Origin of the sequence: Ruania zhangjianzhongii (assembly GCF_008000995.1) — a bacterium.
Classification (GTDB): Bacteria; Actinomycetota; Actinomycetes; order Actinomycetales; family Beutenbergiaceae; genus Ruania; species Ruania zhangjianzhongii.
Map to the genome: position 1 here is coordinate 3,827,304 of NZ_CP042828.1, position 16,359 is coordinate 3,843,662.

Annotated in this window: 17 protein-coding genes; 5 read left to right on the forward strand and 12 right to left on the reverse strand. The window is 69.2% G+C overall.

The genetic code is table 11. The features are described 5' to 3' along the window. Positions 1-261: 261 nt before the first annotated feature. The gene (locus FU260_RS17760) at positions 262-1,698 is read right to left on the reverse strand and encodes an HNH endonuclease signature motif containing protein (protein ID WP_147918250.1); all 1,437 of its coding nucleotides are present in this window, start codon (positions 1,696-1,698) and stop codon (positions 262-264) included. Positions 1,699-2,403: 705 nt separating this feature from the next. Here FU260_RS17760 and FU260_RS17765 point away from each other — a divergent pair. Further along, the gene (locus FU260_RS17765; RefSeq protein WP_147918251.1) at positions 2,404-2,892 is read left to right on the forward strand and encodes an RpiB/LacA/LacB family sugar-phosphate isomerase; all 489 of its coding nucleotides are present in this window, start codon (positions 2,404-2,406) and stop codon (positions 2,890-2,892) included. A 37-nt stretch (positions 2,893-2,929) separates the two neighbouring features. Here FU260_RS17765 and FU260_RS17770 read toward each other — a convergent pair whose 3' ends face one another. The 4 genes from FU260_RS17770 to FU260_RS24245 are packed head-to-tail and all read right to left on the reverse strand — an operon-like array spanning position 2,930 to position 6,270. Next, on the reverse strand, positions 2,930-4,093 hold the full coding sequence (locus FU260_RS17770; RefSeq protein WP_147918252.1) for an ABC transporter permease: 1,164 nt from the start codon (positions 4,091-4,093) through the stop codon (positions 2,930-2,932). Between the two features lie 58 nt (positions 4,094-4,151). Next, on the reverse strand, positions 4,152-5,312 hold the full coding sequence (locus tag FU260_RS17775; RefSeq protein WP_235912275.1) for an ABC transporter permease: 1,161 nt from the start codon (positions 5,310-5,312) through the stop codon (positions 4,152-4,154). A gap of 3 nt (positions 5,313-5,315) precedes the next feature. After that, positions 5,316-5,696: a DrrA family ABC transporter ATP-binding protein gene (locus FU260_RS24240; RefSeq protein ID WP_244951245.1), complete on the reverse strand. Its 381-nt coding sequence runs from the start codon at positions 5,694-5,696 to the stop codon at positions 5,316-5,318. 4 nt (positions 5,697-5,700) lie between these two features. Beyond that, on the reverse strand, positions 5,701-6,270 hold the full coding sequence (locus FU260_RS24245) for an ABC transporter ATP-binding protein (protein WP_244951246.1): 570 nt from the start codon (positions 6,268-6,270) through the stop codon (positions 5,701-5,703). A 79-nt stretch (positions 6,271-6,349) separates the two neighbouring features. Between FU260_RS24245 and FU260_RS17785 the strand changes: the two genes are divergently transcribed. Continuing rightward, the gene (locus FU260_RS17785) at positions 6,350-7,186 is read left to right on the forward strand and encodes an NUDIX hydrolase (protein ID WP_147918253.1); all 837 of its coding nucleotides are present in this window, start codon (positions 6,350-6,352) and stop codon (positions 7,184-7,186) included. Positions 7,187-7,220: 34 nt separating this feature from the next. On the opposite strand, the gene FU260_RS17790 is transcribed toward FU260_RS17785, so the two are convergent. The 4 genes from FU260_RS17790 to FU260_RS17805 form a co-directional block, all read right to left on the reverse strand. Next, positions 7,221-7,784 (reverse strand): TetR/AcrR family transcriptional regulator, encoded by a 564-nt coding sequence (locus FU260_RS17790; RefSeq protein WP_168211841.1) that lies wholly within the window; start codon positions 7,782-7,784, stop codon positions 7,221-7,223. Continuing rightward, entirely contained in the window at positions 7,781-8,380 is a 600-nt protein-coding gene (locus tag FU260_RS17795) for a hypothetical protein (RefSeq protein ID WP_147918255.1), read from the reverse strand. The genes FU260_RS17790 and FU260_RS17795 overlap by 4 nt, the downstream gene beginning before the upstream one ends. 218 nt (positions 8,381-8,598) lie before the next feature. Beyond that, complete coding sequence (locus tag FU260_RS17800) at positions 8,599-9,576, reverse strand: NAD-dependent epimerase/dehydratase family protein (protein WP_147918256.1); 978 nt, start codon at positions 9,574-9,576, stop codon at positions 8,599-8,601. 120 nt (positions 9,577-9,696) lie between these two features. Beyond that, the gene (locus FU260_RS17805) at positions 9,697-10,050 is read right to left on the reverse strand and encodes an ArsR/SmtB family transcription factor (protein ID WP_147918257.1); all 354 of its coding nucleotides are present in this window, start codon (positions 10,048-10,050) and stop codon (positions 9,697-9,699) included. 95 nt (positions 10,051-10,145) lie between these two features. Between FU260_RS17805 and FU260_RS17810 the strand changes: the two genes are divergently transcribed. The 3 genes from FU260_RS17810 to FU260_RS17820 are packed head-to-tail and all read left to right on the forward strand — an operon-like array spanning position 10,146 to position 13,775. Then, positions 10,146-11,465, forward strand: a complete 1,320-nt coding sequence (locus FU260_RS17810) for an NAD(P)-binding domain-containing protein (protein WP_147918258.1) — start codon at positions 10,146-10,148, stop codon at positions 11,463-11,465. Further along, a complete protein-coding gene (locus FU260_RS17815; RefSeq protein WP_147918259.1) occupies positions 11,462-12,529 on the forward strand; it encodes a flavin-containing monooxygenase in 1,068 nt (355 codons plus the stop codon). Before FU260_RS17810 ends, FU260_RS17815 begins: the two co-directional genes overlap by 4 nt. Then, positions 12,522-13,775 (forward strand): MFS transporter, encoded by a 1,254-nt coding sequence (locus FU260_RS17820; protein ID WP_210418116.1) that lies wholly within the window; start codon positions 12,522-12,524, stop codon positions 13,773-13,775. Before FU260_RS17815 ends, FU260_RS17820 begins: the two co-directional genes overlap by 8 nt. Here the strand turns inward: FU260_RS17820 and FU260_RS17825 are convergent. Genes FU260_RS17825 through arsB form a run of 3 tightly spaced genes read right to left on the reverse strand, consistent with a single transcriptional unit; the run spans position 13,753 to position 16,261 of the window. After that, the gene (locus FU260_RS17825; protein WP_147918260.1) at positions 13,753-14,172 is read right to left on the reverse strand and encodes an arsenate reductase ArsC; all 420 of its coding nucleotides are present in this window, start codon (positions 14,170-14,172) and stop codon (positions 13,753-13,755) included. The genes FU260_RS17820 and FU260_RS17825 overlap by 23 nt on opposite strands. Beyond that, positions 14,169-15,185: a metalloregulator ArsR/SmtB family transcription factor gene (locus FU260_RS17830; protein ID WP_147918261.1), complete on the reverse strand. Its 1,017-nt coding sequence runs from the start codon at positions 15,183-15,185 to the stop codon at positions 14,169-14,171. The genes FU260_RS17825 and FU260_RS17830 overlap by 4 nt, the downstream gene beginning before the upstream one ends. After that, complete coding sequence (gene arsB, locus FU260_RS17835; protein WP_168211842.1) at positions 15,182-16,261, reverse strand: ACR3 family arsenite efflux transporter; 1,080 nt, start codon at positions 16,259-16,261, stop codon at positions 15,182-15,184. Before arsB ends, FU260_RS17830 begins: the two co-directional genes overlap by 4 nt. Positions 16,262-16,359: the final 98 nt, after the last annotated feature.

A 16,359-nucleotide genomic window follows, 5' to 3' on the forward strand; every position in this document is an offset into this window, starting at 1 on the left:
CCGGGTGATCGGCGGTTGCCGCCCCGGCGGTCCTGGCTGATCGGCCGTACCCGCTGATCCGGCCGTACCCGCTGATCCGCCGTGCGCGCAGCGGGTCGTGCTGGTGCGGTGCGGTGTGTTGGTGGCGTGTTTGTAGCGCGTCGGTGGGCACCTACCTGGCCGTGGTGCGGGTGGTCGACGCGTTGGAGTGTGCTGGGTGCTGTTGCCCGGGGTGTGTGGGTTTTGCTGCTCTGGTGGGGCCGGTGGTGGTTGGTGGTTGGTTTATTGGCGTTGTGGTGGTGTGGGTGGGGGTGGGGTGTGGGTGGCTGTTGGGGGTGGGATGGTGGTGATCTCTTGGCCGTGGGGGTCGGTGAAGGTCCACCATCGGGGCTGGTCGGGGCTGTGGGCGGGGTGGGCGGTGATGCTGAGGTGGTGTTGGTGGACGAGGGTGTGGTGGTACCAGCACAGCAGGATCGCGTTCTCGGTGCTGGTGTGTCCTTGGTGGTACCACCAGATGCTGTGGTGGATCTCCCCTTGTCCCGGGGGTGCGGTGCAGGAGGGGTATTGGCAGTGCCGGTCCCGGGCGATCACGGCCCGGGTCTGGGCGGGGGTGAATAAGCGTTGGGTGCGTCCGGAGTCCAGGATCTCGCCCTCGGGACCGAAGATGACCCGGTGGAACTCTCCATCGCAGACCAGCTTGGTCAGTTGCCCGTGCGGGATCGGGGTGCCATCAGCAAACGTGGCCGGTGCCGTCCCGCGCAGGAGGTCGTAGTCCAGTCCGGCCGGGATCACCACCCCACCACCGCTGGCATTGGCATCACTGAGGGTGGGTTGGCCGAAGGCGTCTCGGGGGGTGCAGGTGGGTCCGGTGGCGCCGAGGAGGCGTTCGAGGGTGGTGTAGTCGATGGTGATCGCTAGGTGGGGTCGGATCCGGGCTCCGGGTTGCAGGGTGCCGGCATCGAGGAAGGTCCGGCACAGGTGCACCAAGGCATCCGCGCGGCGTTGAGCGGGGGTGCGTTCATCCCCGGCAGCCGGGGTACCGATCACGGCGTCCAGGGCGGTGTTGATCACGGCTCCTTCTTCGGTGCCGAGCCAGCCACGAATATCGGTCCCGTCCAGCACCTGGGAGACGAACAGCTCCCGCGTCGCGCCCTGCTCGCGCCAGTTCCGGTCCCCGGCACCGGGGTCGGTGCGCAGCGCCCAGGTCTTGACCACCCCGGTAAAGTCCTCGGCGTTCATCCGCCCGGCCGCAGCGACGAGGAATCCCTCACCCATGGCCTCGTCCTCGAGCTGGGCCCGTTGGCCCTCGCTCTTGGTGAACCGGGCCAGTACCCGGGCGTGCTCGAGTCCTAACTGCCCCTCAGTCAAGGCTTGGGCGGTCAAGGGGAGGCGCTCGCGTAGGTCGCGGGCCAGCATCCGCGTCGCGTGCGAGGTCGACCGGCGCCGGTGGGTGTGCAGGCTCCACCAGGCGGCGAAGGACTGATACCCGCCCCTGGACCACGCCTGCCCGGAATCGATACCCCCTGCGCACTGGGTCTGCAGCGCTTCCACCGCGCGGGTGACCTGCTCCACCCCGGCGACCACGACCCCGGCATCAGCCTCGGTGAAGGAACCGAACGAGGCCCGCGCCAACACCGACAACTCCTCCCGCACCCCCGCCAGGCGCTCACACACCTGCCCCGCCGTGACCGGGATCTGCGTATCCGTGGTCAACGTCATACCTCATTCACCTCCCTTCCCATATGCCGAATTGTTCTGCTCTACTCTTACGCTTCTACGAACTAGTGTTCGAGGTTTCTGTTTCTACTATACCCACCACCACCGACACCCCATCAAACACCGACACACCCGGATTTGAGAACCGCTGACGAAGCCGAGACTACCGACCCGGGCACGACTATCTTGGACCGCGACGACCAGACGCGAAGGGGTGCGACCACCCCACCACCACGGATCGCGACTACCAGACCTCCAGGGGTGCGACCACCCGATCTGCGCGCCGTTTACTACGATCCTGCCCCACCCGAGGGCTCACACCACCACACCCACGAAGGGGGCTGTGGAAAACCTGGCACCAAGATCCCGAAACACAATCGGGGGTGTGGAAAACGTGGCAATAAGTCCCCGAATCACCGGGAGGGTTGTGGAAAACGTGGCAATATTGGAACGCTTCATTCGCCGCCCTGGATATCTCAATCGATCCTCTAGACCGCGACCGCTCCTTGCTGCGACAAAAATGCTTGATATAGCCGCGCAACATGGCGTTCACGAGCTCATCGGGCCCCGCCACGCGATCACCCGCCCCAGCCGCCACGAGATCGCTGATAGGCGACCCGTCCACGCTCCGTGCACCGCTCCGCCCACCGCGTCGACCGGGCCGAGCACGCCCGCGACTCCCCCAACCAGGCCACGTATCATGGAGGCATGCGAATCGGTATCGGGAGCGACGCCTCCGGCAGCGAGCTCAAGTCTCTGGTCATCACCCATCTGCGCGAGCAGGGACACGACGTCGTGGACTACGGCTTCACGCCGGAGACCGGCGGGGAGGCCGAGTACTCCGCCACCTACGCCCGGGAAGTCGCCCACGCGATCCGCGACGAGACAGTGGAGCGTGGTGTCCTGATCTGCGGAACCGGGATCGGCATCTCGATCTCAGCGAACAAGGTGCGCGGTATCCGCGCCGCGGTCTGCTCTGAGCCGTTCACCGCCCGGCACACTCGGGAGAACAACGGCTCCCAGATCATCGCCTTCGGCGCCTTCGTGGTGGGCCCGGAGATGGCCACCAGCATCGTGGATGCCTTCCTCGGCGCCACGTTCAAGGGGGAGAGCGACCCGGAGTTCGTCGGCCGGTTCAACAAGATCGCTGCCATCGAGAACGAGGAGCTGGCCGCCTCCGAGGCAGCGGCGAGCTAGAACCACACCACCCCGGGCGACATCGCCACGCCGCCCGCTACAGCGCCCGGGCGATACTCCGCCGCAGCAGCAGGCTGCCCAGCAGCAGCACGGCGACCGCCATCGCCACCAGCACTGCGAGCGGGCCGAGGATGTCGCCGAGGCCACCGTCGTGACGCTGGATCTCCGCAAACGCCCGATAGGCCCAGCCGTGCGGGGTGAACGAGGAGACGAACTGCAACGACGCCGGGAAGATCTCCTGCGGCACCATGCAGCCGCCGAGCGCCGCCAGTACCAGGGCGATCCCCACCCCGAACCCGGAGGCTGCACCTTCGTTGTCCAGCAGGGATCCGATGGTCATCGCTGCTCCGGCTGCCACCGCCGCGAACACGGCCAGCACCAGCACGCACAACCAGATGTTCCCCCAGCTCACCCCGAACAGCACAGTGGTGCCGGCCATCACGTAGACCCCTTGGAACAACGCGATGACCCATCGGCCGAATACCTGACCGGCCACCACGGAGACCACCGACACCGGCGCGGCGAGGGTCCGGGCGATCACTCGGTTCCGCCGGGCATCGATCAGCGTTGCCGAGCCGGCCAGGGCGGTCAGGAACACGAACAGCAGCGCCTGGGACGAGGCCCCGACGTCGAACCCGGTCACGCCGGCGAACGCCTGACTGACCTCATCGACATCCACCACCTCCAGGTCCGCCGGTGGCACCTGCTCCTCGGCGTCCTGCCACGCCGCCGCAGCATCTTCCTGGCCCACCCCCGCGTCCGTCAGGGCCGCGACTCCGGCCTGCTCACGGTCCAGCTCGTCCACCCCGGTCTGTACCAGCTGGGCCACGGCCGAGGCATTGCTGGATGCCGCCGAGATCATCTCCAGCTGCACCGGCTCACCGGTATCGAAGGCAGCGGCATCGTCGGCGTCGATCAGCACACCTACATCGGCCCGACCGCGCGCGAGCGTCTCCCGAGCGTCGTCGGCTGAGCTGACCTCCACGGTGAGGTCCCGCTCGGTCAGTTCGGCGGCGATGCGCTGCCCGAGAGCGCTGGAGTCGTCAGTGAGGACCACTCGGCCGTTGCTGGCGCCGCCCCCGAACTGAGCGCCGATCACCACCACCAGCATGAACGGGAAGATGAAGGTGAAGAAGATGTTCGACCGGTCCCGCAGGAATCGGCGCAGCTCCACTGTCGCCACCGCCCACGCCGCGCTCATCGCGCACCTCCCCATGACCCGCACTGCCGCGCGAGCGGCACCACTGCCCCTGCCGCGCTCACTGCGCCACCCCGCGATTCGGGATCAGCCGCGAGGCCACCAGGCACACCACAGCGAAGCCCACCATGATCGCCACCGGCACCCCGATCTCGCCCAGTCCACCGCCGCCGGAGGTGATCCCCAGCCCTCGGGTGAAGGCGGCGATCGGATTCAGGTCCACGATGGTGCCGAGCACCCCCTGCGCGGTGATCGGGAAGAACGCCCCTCCGGACATCCCGAGCACCAGCGCGATGATCGACTGCACCACATTCGCCTGTTCGGCGGTGCGCGCCAGCCGGACCACCACGAACGTCAGCGACGTCGCGGCCAGCACCGCAGCGAGTACCAGCGCCCCCACTGCCGGTACCGAGCCGAAGTCGACCCCGAACAACAGGGACCCCACCGTCAGCAGCACGCTGGTGGCGACCAGCCCCAGCACGAACGCGGTCAGCGCCTTGGCCGCCACGATCGTCGACATCCGCACCGGCATCGACCGCAGCCGCACCAGCGTGCCCTCCTCGCGCTCGGTGATCAGCCCGAGCACTCCGAACCCGACGGTGAACATCAGGAACAGCCCCGCCTGACCAGCGATCAGCATGCCACCGGTGCTCAGCTGCTCCGAGGATGCCTCACCCTGTTCCAGCTGCACCTGAGCCTGCGCCGCAAGCACCTGCTCGGCGAGCACACCGGCGTGCTCGGGATCCAGTCCGGCCGTACCGGCCGCCACAGCGGCCACCGAAGCACCCCGGAACTGCTCCACCACCCCCTGCGCCACGGTGACGAGCACCTGCCCGGACAACCCTGCGCCGTCGCCGATCACGAACCGCACCGGCGCCTCCTCACCGGAAGTGAGCGCAGCGGTGAACCCCTCGGGCACCACCATGCCCAGATCGGCCGAACCGGCCTGAACTTCCGCCCGCGGGTCTTCGCTGTCGATCACGGTCACGTCCACGATGCCGGTGTCGGCCAGAGCATCGACGAGCACACCGGCGAGCTCGTCGTCGGACTCAGCGGACACCGCCAGGTCCACGGGCTCGAACTCCCCCTCGTTCACCCCACCGAGGAGCAGGTTGAGCACGGTCATCAGCGCCAGCGGAACCGCCAGGGAGAAGATCAGCACCGATTTGTCTCGCAGCCGGCGGCGCAGATCCACCGCGGTCATCGTCAGCAGGGCGCGCATGGTCTAGTCCCGCAGCTCCTTGCCGGTCAGATGCAGGAACACCTGCTCCAGATCCGGCCGGGTGATCTCCACATCGGCCAGCTCCAGCTCGCGCGAGGCCGCGGTGACGATCGCGGCCAGGTGCGCGGGTGCGTCCGTCACCGAACACACCACGCCGCCGCTGACCAGATCCACCCGCTGCACCCCGGCCACCTGCTCCAGCGCACGCACGGCGGCGTCGGTGTCCCCGGTTCCGGCCAACCGCACCTGGTCGAGACCGCCGACCAGCCGAATCAGCTCGGCGCGGGTGCCCTCCGCCTGGATCGCGCCGGAGTCGATGATCCCGATCCGGTCGCAGAGCCGCTCGGCCTCCTCCATGTAGTGCGTGGTGTACAGGACCGCCATCCCCTCACCGGAGAGGGGCTTCGACCGACTCCAGGATCGCGTTCCGGGACTGCGGGTCCACGCCCACGGTGGGCTCGTCCAGGATGAGCAGCGCGGGCCGGTGCAACAGCCCGGCGGCGATGTTCAGCCGTCGCTTCATCCCTCCGGAGTACTCCTTCACCGGGTCCTTGGCGCGGTCCGCGAGCCCCACCACCTCGAGCACCTCGTCCACCCGGGCTCGCAGCTCGCTGCCGCGCAGGTTCTGCAGCGCCCCGAAGTAGCGCAGGTTCTCCCGGCCCTTCAGGTCCGGGTAGAGGGCAAGGTCCTGCGGCACCAGCCCGATCCGGGACCGGATCGCCACGTGCCGGGGACCCATCGGCTCACCCAGCAGGGACACGCTGCCGGAGTCCGGGGCGAGCAGACCGGCGATCATCGAGATCGTGGTGGTCTTACCGGCACCGTTCGGGCCGAGCAGCCCGTACGTCTCCCCCGGGGCGATCTGCAGCGAGACTCCGGCCACGGCCTGCAGGCCGCCGAACGAGCGCGTGACGTTGTCCACGCGCACCACCTCGGCGCTGGTCCCGGCTTCTGTCATCGCATGCCCCGTCCCTGGCCGGCCGACGTCTCTCCGCGCCGAATACTACTCACCTGTGCGGGCCGCGTAGGCTCGCCGTGTGTCGCACCCTGCTCGTGGAGACCTGCTCGCCGTGGCCGACCGGGCCCGCAACGGCACCTTCGAAGCTCTCGCCGGCCCGCACTCCTATGACGCGGCCGCTGCCACCGGTTTCCGGCAAGCTGCTGTGCTCGCCCTGTTCACGCCGACGGCGCAGCGCACCGGCGCAGGTCCCCTCGCCGTTGATCAGTCGGTCACCGTGGGTACCGAGTCGGTCACCGCAGCAGGTCAGCCCGCCGCTGCGATCGATGCCGACGACGGCGCAGCCCGGCGGGAGCGGGCATCGGCACCGTCCGAAGCGCTTCTGGATACCGACGTGTTCCTGGTGCAGCGGTCCCCGCTGCTGCGCCACCACCCCGGGCAGATCGCGCTCCCGGGCGGGTCGATCGACCCCGGCGACGACGGACCGGTGGCAGCGGCCCTGCGAGAGACCGAGGAGGAGACCGGCATCAGTGCCGACCAGGTGGAGGTGCTCGGCGAGCTCCCGCCGGTGCTGGTACCGGTGAGCTCGTTCGTCGTCACACCGGTGCTGGCCTGGGCCCCCTCGGTGCGGGCGGGGCGGGTGCTGGATACCGCGGAGGTGCTGCACACGCTGCGCGCGCCGGTCGATGAGCTGCTCGATCCGGCCGCGCGTGCCACGGTGTGGATCGGCGGTCACGGTTCCAGCGGATTCCGGGTGCCGACCGGCTGGGTGTGGGGCTTCACCGGTAACCTGCTGGACCACCTGTTCACCGCGCTCGGCTGGACCCGGGACTGGGACAGCTCGGTGCGGCACACGATGAGCTGGGACGAGGCGCGCGGCGCACAGCTGCTCGGCCACGTACCCTCCCCGGACTGACGCCGGAGGCCAGCGAGACCCGACCGGCCCTGCCTCAGCGCGGACCGATCAGTTCCGCCACCCGACGGTGCGCGATCCGGCGGGCGCGTGCGGGGTCGATCCGGCCATCCTCGGCGACGATGCTCACCGCCAGCCCGTCCAGTAGAGCGAGCAGCTCGGTAGCGTCCTGCTCCGCGGTGTCAGCGCGCCCGCCGGCGGCCGGCAGCAGTAGCCGCAGGCCCGCGCGCATCCGGCCCCACAGGTCGGCATAGGCCGCCGCGGCGGCGTCGTCCACGGTGGCGCGGGCAGCGAGGGCCAACCAGATCCTCGCCACCACATTCTGGGCGTCCGCGGGTAGGAGCCGGTCCACGAGGGCGGACAAGCGCTCGGCCGGGTCCTCGATCTTCTCCAGCTCGCCGTACCGCTCCGCGGCGCCGGTGGCGATCGAGGCCATCGCGGCGGTGAGCATCTCGGCCTTGGTCGGGAAGTGGTGCTGCACTGCGCCCACCGATACCCCGGCGCGGGCGGCGACGGCACGCACGCTCAGCCCCTCGAATCCGGACTCCGCCACGATCGCGATCACTGCAGTCACCACGCCGTCCCGCGCGCTCGAACTCATCGGTACCTGCTTCCGCGATAGGTGCTGTACAGACGCCATGCTGCCATCCCGGCACGGCGGGCCAGCTCGGTGGGCTCAGGTTGCGAGTCCGCGGGTGCGCGGTGCGCCACCGCAGCCACTGCCAGGAGCAGGACGCCCAGCCCGAGCAGCGCCGCCTCGACCGCTTCCATCAGCAGCTCGACCACGACGGTGAGACCTTCGTGCCCTTCGATCGGAATGTCGACGGCACGGGTCACCACACCGAGTACCCCGAACACCAGTCCGCCGAGGATCCAGCCCATCGGCCGGCTCCGGTCCGGCCGGTCGACCAGGGCTGCGACCACCAGCAGCGCGACCGCCACTACCAGGAACAGGAACCGCAGCCACGCCCAGGACCCCATCTGCTCCAGCACGCCCGCCATACCGCCACCGGAGCCCAGGGCGGTAGCGAGACTCGCCCGTTCACCGATCACGCCGATCCCGGAGGCCAACGCGGCCACCACGCAGCCCGCGATCCCCCACCCGAACGCAGCACGCGACCGCCGCCGGTAGCGCACCAGCAGAACTCCCGCCGCGACCGGGGCCAGCAGTCCGAGCAGCTCGATGATGCGGAGCATCACTTCTCCAATACGATCGACATGGTCATGAAGTACGATCGTATGGCTAGGACGACGCGCCGCACAACCCCCTCGCGCCGATGGGAGTGCATGGTGGGTGACCTGAGCGTCGCTCCGCGGCCGTTTCGCGACGGAAATCTCACCCGGCGAGCACAGTCGACGGCGGAGCTCACCTGGGCCAGGTGAGCTCCGCCGTCGTACGTGGTTGCGATGGGCGCCTAGACGCGCCGGAGCACCTCGTCGAAGATCGCATCCAGGTGCGGGTCACCGCCCTGCCGGGCCTCGTCGGCCAGGTACCAGTCCAGGCTCTCGCCGAAACCCTCCTCGAGCGTCGCGGTGGGCGCGAACTCGGGCACCAGGGCGCGGATCTTGCTGTTGTCCAGGACGAAGTCGTTGGCCTTGTCCCCCAGCGCGGAAGCGCCCACGCGTTCGTCGACGGCGGCGATCGCCTCCGCGGGTACGTGCGCGAGCTCTGGCGTCACCCCGAGCAGATCGGCAAGGGTGGTGTAGATCGCGTTCCAGGTGGGCGCCAGATCGGAGGTGATGTGAAATGCCTCGCCGAGCGCCTCGGCCCGGCCGAACAGCCCCACGAAGCCGATCGCGAAGTCCTTCGCCCGGGTCACCGTCCACCGGGTAGTGCCATCGCCGAGCACCACCACCGGGGCACCACGGCGCAGCCGCTCCACGTCGGTCCAGCGCCCAAGCGTGGGAATCCGAGTGCGGTCATAGGTAGCCGAGGGCCGCACCACCGTGACCGGGAAGTCCGACTCCTCGTGGGCCCGCAGGAGCAGTTCTTCGCTGGCCGCCTTGTCCCGGGAGTACTGCCAGTACGGGTTCTCCAGCGGAGTCTCCTCGGTGACCGGAAGCCGTGCCGGCGGGGTCTGGTAGGCGGAGGCAGAGCTGATGTACAGGTACTGGCCGGTGCGCCCAGCGAACAGGTCGACTGCAGTGGCCGCATGTTCAGGGGTGAAGGAGATGAAGTCGGCGACCGAGTCGAAGCTCGCATCCCCGAGCGCAGCACGTACTGCGGCCGGGTCGCGGACATCGGCATGCACGCTGCGCACGCCGCCGGGCAGGCTGCGCACACTGGACTCACCGCGGTTCAGCACGGTCACGTCCCAGCCGCGGGCCAGCGCTACCGGCACACAGGCCGCGCTGATCTGACCGGTACCTCCGACGAACAGCACACGGGGCATGGCTCGCTCCTCTCCGTCCGCCCCGGGCAGGCGGCTCCGTGGTGAACCTACCGCGCCGCCACTCTGCTCGGCTGAGCATCGGGACTCTTGCCCTCGGGATCCGGGCTGCCGACCGGTGGCTCAGGTTCCCGTGAGCGCCTGCGCCGCGGCAGTCAAGGGACCCGGGGTGGTCCGGTAGTAGGCCCAGCGCCCCCGCTGCTCCCTGGTGACGAGTCCGGCGTCGACGAGGAGCTTCATGTGGTGGGAGACGGTCGGCTGAGAGAGCCCCACAGGTTCGGTGAGGTCGCAGGCGCACATCTCGCCCGGGGCGGACCCGCCGATCAGAGAGTACAACTTGACGCGGGTGGGGTCACCGAGCGCCTTGAACACCCGCGCGATCAGTTCGGCGTGCTCGTCGGTCAGCGGCTGCTGGGCCGGGTTGCAGCATCCACTGAGCGCGTCGGCGAGAAGCTCGGGTGCGGTGCCGATGGTCATGACTCCTAGTTTGCACGATGCATTGACACCTGTCGATACGTCGTGCCAGGCTCGACCGCGCACGCATTGAAGTTTGTCGATATGAGGAGGTTGTCATGGAGCTACCAGTGGTGGTGATCGGTGCTGGTCCGCAGGGCCTGGCCGCGGGAGCTCACCTGCTCGAGCGCGGCATCGAGCCGGCGATTTTCGAGGCCGGGCGGCGTGCCGGTGCGGCTGTTTCTGAGTGGGGCCATGTGCGGTTGTTCTCGACGTGGAGCGAGCTGATCGACGCCGCCTCTGAGCGACTGCTGGCAGCTGCAGGATGGCGGCGTCCGGACGAGGGGTATCCCACCGGGGCGGCCTGGGTCGAGGACTACCTGACGCCGTTGGCCGACCTGCTCGGTGATCGGGTGTCACTCGGCGCACGGGTCGTGGGTGTGGCGCGGAACCGTCGCGACCTGTCGGTGGATGCAGGCCGCGACGAGGCTCCGTTCGTCGTCCACGTCCGGCACACCGACGGCCGGGAAGAACGAATCGAGGCCCGCGCAGTGATCGATGCCTCGGGCACCTGGACGAGCCCCGCCCCGGCAGGCGCAGATGGGCTCCCCGCGCTCGGTGAGACAGCGGCGGCCACGGCCGGACTGGTCTCCGCTGGCATTCCTGACGCTGGCGAGGCGGAGGCGTTGGCGGGTGCGCATGTGGTGGTCGTCGGCGCCGGACATTCGGCAGCGACGGCTGTCATCGCGCTCGCTCAGGTGGCGAAGACGCAGCCCGCGATGCGCCTCTCGTGGGTGCTGCGCCGCGGTCAGGTCGGTCAGGCCTTCGGTGGAGGTGACGCGGATGAGCTGCCTGAGCGTGGTGCGCTGGGCCTTCGGGCGAAGCAGGCCGTTGCCGATGGGCTGGTGGAGCTGGTGACCGGGTTCCGCACCGAACGTATCGACAGCGACTCGGGCCGGGCAGTGCTCGTCTCGGAAGACGGGCGCGAGCTGGCTCCGGCGGATCGGGTGTTCGTGCTCACCGGGTTCCGTCCCGACCTGTCGTTCCTGTCGGAGGTACGCCTGGACCTGGATGTGCGGTTGCAGGCTCCTTCACGGCTGGCGGTCGAGGTGGACCCGAACGTCCACTCCTGCGGCAGCGTGCGTGCCACCGGCGCTGCCGAGCTGGCACATCCGGAGGTGGGCTTCTTCATCGTGGGCGCGAAGTCGTATGGGCGGGCGCCGACGTTCCTCGCGCTGACGGGCTTCGAGCAGGTGCGTAGCGTCGTCGCGAGCCTGGCCGGTGACCATGAGGCCGCCGTGCGGGTGGAGCTCGACCTGCCGGACACCGGGGTGTGCGGAGGTAGCGGGGTGTTCGATGCTCCGGCAGAAGTGGACGCCACCGGGTGCTGTGCGCCGCAGCCGCAGCTGGTGCAGCTCGGTGCCCGGGAGCCGGTATGAAACGGGCGCGTCTGGTGATAGTTGGCGGCGGCCAGTCCGGCCTCGCCGCCGCCCGGGCGGGCCGTGATCGCGGCTGGGAGCCGATCGTGCTGGAGGCTGGGCCGGAGCCGATCGGGTCCTGGCCCGACTACTACGACAGCCTCCGTCTATTCTCCCCACGCCAGTTCAGCAGCTTTCCTGGCTACGACTTCCCAGGTCCCGCAGACAGCTATCCCGCGCGGGATGAGGTGGTGGACTACGTGCGCGGGTATGCCTCCTGGCTCGGCGTTGACATCCGGACCAGGTCCCGCGTCACCAACGTCACCTCGGACCGTGCTGGGGGCTTCACGGCGCACCTGGCCGACGGAGCCGCCGTCTCCGGCGATGTGCTGATCGCCGCGAGCGGATCGTTTGGCAACCCTTATATTCCGCCGGTCGCCGGCGGTGAGGAGTTCGGCGGCCAGGTGTTGCCTGTGGCCGAGTACCGGTCGCCGGAGTCGTTCGCCGGGAAGCGGGTGGTGGTGGTTGGCGCGGGGAACTCCGCGGTCCAGGTCGGCCACGAGCTCGCCCAGGTAGCCGAGGTCTCGCTGGCGGTGCGGGATCGGGTGCGGCTGGTCTCCCAGCTGGTCGCGGGGCGCGATCTGCACTGGTGGTTGCGGCTGACCCGGGCCGATCTGCTGCCGCCGTGGGCGCTCGACCGGTTCGTGACCGGTACACCGGTGATCGACGCCGGCCGCTATCAGCAGGCTCTGCACTGCGGGCAGCTGGATCAGCGGCGGATGTTCACCGCATTCACCCGCGACGGTGTGGTCTGGCCCGACGGCACCCCGGAGCGGGTCGATGCGGTGATCTTCGCGACCGGGTATCGCCCCCATCTGCCCTACCTCGGTTCGCTCGGCGCACTCGATACCGACGGCGCACCGCGGCACCGGCACGGCATCTCGACGTCTGCGCCCGGGCTGGGGTTCCTCGGGTTGGAGTTCCAGCGGACGTTCTCCTCGAACACGTTGCGCGGCGTGCACCGCGACGCCGGCTTCGTGGTCGGCGCACTCGCTCATCAGCGGCGAAAGGTGGCCGTTGGCTAGCACGCAGCAACAACGCGCCAGCGTGCAGCCTGGCGGGCTGCGCCCGCGGCTGGCGGTGGTGTTGGCGGCGCTGTGCGTGACCGAGATCGTCTCCTGGGGCCTGTTGTACTACGCCTTCCCGGTCCTGGCGCCGTTGATCAGCGCCGATACCGGTTGGTCGTCGGTGAGCGTGAGCGCCGCGTTCTCGGTGGCGCTGGTCGTCTCTGCCCTGGCTGGTGTGGCAGTGGGGCGGTTCATCGACCGGCACGGACCACGTCGGATGATGACCACCGGCTCGGTGCTCGGTGTGATGGCACTCCTCGTGGTGGCCAGCGCACCGAACCTCCTGGCGTTCTTCGCCGGGTGGGTGCTGGCCGGTGCGGCGATGTCCGGAGTGCTCTACCCGCCGGCCTTCGTGGCGATCACCGGCTGGTTCACCACCCGGCGGCTCGGTGCCTTGGCCACCCTGACGCTGGTCGCCGGCCTGGCCAGTACCGTGTTCGCGCCGCTCGTGGCGAGCGCAGGAGCGCAGCTGGGTTGGCGGGGTACGTACCTGTGGGCGGCCGCAGTGCTGGCGATCCTGACGATCCCGGCCCACGCCCTAGTGCTGCGACGTCCATGGCCGGCCAGCGAGCACGCGCACGACGATGCCCGAGCAGCGGAGAAGGCCTACACCTCAGCCGTGGTGGCAAGCCCCCAGTTCCGGCTGCTCACGATCGGGCTGACCGCGGTCTCCGTGGCGATGTACGCGGCGCTGCTCGCCCTGGTGCCGCTAATGCTCGAACGCGGCCTCACTGCCCAGTCGGCGGCCTGGATCCTCGGCCTCGGCGGACTCGGGCAGGTCGCCGGTCGTCTGGTCTACACCGCCCTGGCACGCCGCGCCTCCCTCCCGGTCCGGACCGCGAGCGTGTTCGTGCTGGTCACGGTGAGCATCGCCGCGCTCGCAGTCCTGCCCGGGCCCACCGGTGTTCTGGTGACACTGTCGATGATGGCCGGCGTCGGGCGGGGCGTGGCAACGTTGCTGCAGGCCACAGCGGTCACCGACCGGTGGGGGCCACGCGCCTACGGGCACCTGTCCGGCATGCTCGGCCTACCGGTGCTGCTGGCCACCGCCCTGGCGCCCTGGGCCGGTGCGGTCCTCGCCGAGGTCACGGGTAGCTACGCGACCGGGTTCGCGATCCTGTCCGTGCTGGCCGGCCTCGGCACCGTGCTGATGATCGCCAGCACCCGCAGCCCGGCCGCGGTCACGGCGTCGAAGGCGGGGTGACCAGGCTCTCGATCAGCGCCTGGACGCGCGCCTTGATGTCGTCCCGGATCGGCCGCACCGCCGCCAGACCCTGGCCGGCGGGGTCGTCGAGCGTCCAGTCCTCGTAACGCTTGCCGGGGAAGATCGGGCAGGCATCCCCGCAGCCCATCGTGATCACCACATCAGAGGCATGCACGGCCTCAGTGGTGAGCACCTTCGGTGCCTCGGCTGTGATGTCGATGCCCTCCTCACGCATGGCCTCGACCGCGACCGGGTTGATCTGCTCGGCAGGCATCGACCCGGCCGAGCGCACCTCGATGCGCTCTGCCGCGAGATGACGCAGGTACCCGGCGGCCATCTGGGAGCGTCCGGCGTTGTGCACGCAGACGAACAGGACAGAGGGTTTCTCGGCGGTCATGATTCGGCTCCTGAACGGTGAACGGTCATCGGGAGGGAGTCCAGCAGGGCACGGACACGGTCGGCGAGGTCGTTGCGGATCGCCGCGACTCCTTCCGCTGAGGCAAGGGCGGGGTCGGCGACCGCCCAGTCCTCGTAGCGCACGCCCGGAACGATCGGGCACACGTCGCCGCAGCCCATCGTCACCACCACATCCGCGGCACGAACCGCGTCATCGGTGAGCGGCTTCGGAAACACCGTCACCTCGTGCTGGTCGAGCTCCTCAATCAACGCGCGCACCTGCGGGTGGACTTCGGCTACCGGGGCCGAGCCGGCCGAGCGGGCGATGACCCGGCCGGCAGAGAGGTGGTGGGTCAGAGCGGCGGCGAGCTGGGAACGGCCGGCGTTCGCCACACACACGAACAGCACCTGCGCCTGGGCGTGGTCGCCGTCTCGGGTGAGATCGGCCAGGCGCTGTTTCGCGAACCGCTCGGTCAGCGGGATCAAGTGCCGGGTGATCTTCGCCGACCTGGCCAGCGCGACATAGGAATCCCGGACGATCCGCAGCACCGTCTCCCGGCCCAGACCGGTCGCCGTCGCCGCGAGCTCATCGGCCAGGCGGGCCACCCGTGCCTCTAGCTCTGCCGCCTCCGGTCCCGCCAGCTCTTCGGTGCTGATGTCGGTCGTGAGAGCTGCGGGGGCGAACGCCTCGAGCAGCGCGGTCACGGCGGCACGACGGCCAGGTTTGATGCGATACCAGACCCAGGTGCCACGGCGTTCGGATTCGAGTACTCCGACCTCCTTGAGGACCTTCAAGTGGTGGGAGATCGTCGGCTGTGACACCTCCGCCAGCTCGGTCAGGTCGCACACACACGACTCACCCCGCGGGTCGGTCGCAATCGCCGAGAGCATCCGCAGCCGCAGCGGGTCGGCCAACCCTTTCAACGTGGCTGCGAGCACTGTGGCCGGCCCGGTGTCTATCGCCTGCGCCGCGATCGGCGCACAGTCCTGGCCGGTGAGCGTGGTCTCGGTCATCGGGTCTGCTCCTTCACTGCTGGCGGCAGTGCGTAGGGGTCGGTGTGGAACCAGGCGCGGGCCGCCCAGAGGGAGACGTAGACCAGGCCGACCAGGACCGGAACCTCGATCAGCGGGCCGACCACCCCGGCAAGCGCCTGCCCGCTGGTCGCGCCGAACGTACCGATGGCCACAGCGATCGCGAGCTCGAAGTTGTTTCCCGCCGCAGTAAACGCCAGCGTCGTCGACCGCGCATACCCGAGTCCTAGACCTTTGCCGAGGAGGAGTCCGGCGAACCACATCAGCGCGAAGTACACCAGTAGCGGGAGCGCGATCCGCACCACGTCCAGGGGGTTCGAGGTGATCGCCTCGCCCTGCAGGGCGAACAGCAGGACGATCGTGAACAACAACCCATAGAGCGCCCACGGACCGACCGCGGGCAGGAAGCGTTCCTCGTACCAGGCCCGCCCCCGGCGCTGCTCACCAATCCAACGCGAGGCGAACCCGGCGATCAGCGGTATGCCGAGGAAGACGAGGACGTTGAGCGCGATCTGCCCGACCGACACGTCCAAGCCTTGGGTGTCCAGGCCGAGCCAGCCGGGCAGGATCGTGAGGTAGAGCCAGCCCAGGAAAGAGAACGCGATCACCTGGAAGACGGAATTGATCGCCACCAGCACCGCGGTCGCCTCCCGATCGCCGCAGGCCAGGTCGTTCCAGATCACCACCATCGCGATACAGCGCGCCAGGCCCACGATGATCAGCCCGGTCCGGTACTCCGGCAAGTCGGGCAGGAGCAGCCAGGCCAGGGCGAACATCACCGCCGGGCCAGCGATCCAGTTCAGCACCAGCGAGGAGACCAAGAGCTTCTTGTCACCGGTCACCGCGGCGACCTTGTCGTAGCGGACCTTCGCCAGCACCGGATACATCATCACCAACAGACCCAGCGCGATCGGCACCGAAATGCCCGCTACCTCCAACCGGACCAGCAGGTCGGAGACAGCGGGAACGAACCGGCCCAACAAGAGACCGGCGAACATCGCGAGACCGATCCAGGCGGGCAGCCACTTGTCCAGCGTGGACAGGCGCGGCACTGCCATCGGGCTCGCGACTACGCTCCGCTCTTGGTTCGACACTCTTCTATATTGATAGATATCGAATCAACAGGCAAATCGGCAGTCATGAAATCCGGTCCAGC

Excerpts from the sequence above, each read along its gene's own strand:
- FU260_RS17790 (WP_168211841.1), bottom strand. The coding sequence starts at position 7,784 with ATGAGTTCGAGCGCGCGGGACGGCGTGGTGACTGCAGTGATCGCGATC.
- FU260_RS17795 (WP_147918255.1), bottom strand. The coding sequence starts at position 8,380 with ATGCTCCGCATCATCGAGCTGCTCGGACTGCTGGCCCCGGTCGCGGCG.
- FU260_RS17765 (WP_147918251.1), top strand. The coding sequence starts at position 2,404 with ATGCGAATCGGTATCGGGAGCGACGCCTCCGGCAGCGAGCTCAAGTCT.
- FU260_RS17800 (WP_147918256.1), bottom strand. The coding sequence starts at position 9,576 with ATGCCCCGTGTGCTGTTCGTCGGAGGTACCGGTCAGATCAGCGCGGCC.
- arsB (WP_168211842.1), bottom strand. The coding sequence starts at position 16,261 with ATGGCAGTGCCGCGCCTGTCCACGCTGGACAAGTGGCTGCCCGCCTGG.
- FU260_RS17770 (WP_147918252.1), bottom strand. The coding sequence starts at position 4,093 with ATGAGCGCGGCGTGGGCGGTGGCGACAGTGGAGCTGCGCCGATTCCTG.
- FU260_RS17760 (WP_147918250.1), bottom strand. The coding sequence starts at position 1,698 with ATGACGTTGACCACGGATACGCAGATCCCGGTCACGGCGGGGCAGGTG.
- FU260_RS17830 (WP_147918261.1), bottom strand. The coding sequence starts at position 15,185 with ATGACCGAGACCACGCTCACCGGCCAGGACTGTGCGCCGATCGCGGCG.
- FU260_RS24240 (WP_244951245.1), bottom strand. The coding sequence starts at position 5,696 with ATGGCGGTCCTGTACACCACGCACTACATGGAGGAGGCCGAGCGGCTC.
- FU260_RS24245 (WP_244951246.1), bottom strand. The coding sequence starts at position 6,270 with ATGACAGAAGCCGGGACCAGCGCCGAGGTGGTGCGCGTGGACAACGTC.
- FU260_RS17815 (WP_147918259.1), top strand. The coding sequence starts at position 11,462 with ATGAAACGGGCGCGTCTGGTGATAGTTGGCGGCGGCCAGTCCGGCCTC.
- FU260_RS17825 (WP_147918260.1), bottom strand. The coding sequence starts at position 14,172 with ATGACCGCCGAGAAACCCTCTGTCCTGTTCGTCTGCGTGCACAACGCC.
- FU260_RS17775 (WP_235912275.1), bottom strand. The coding sequence starts at position 5,312 with ATGCGCGCCCTGCTGACGATGACCGCGGTGGATCTGCGCCGCCGGCTG.
- FU260_RS17805 (WP_147918257.1), bottom strand. The coding sequence starts at position 10,050 with ATGACCATCGGCACCGCACCCGAGCTTCTCGCCGACGCGCTCAGTGGA.
- FU260_RS17810 (WP_147918258.1), top strand. The coding sequence starts at position 10,146 with ATGGAGCTACCAGTGGTGGTGATCGGTGCTGGTCCGCAGGGCCTGGCC.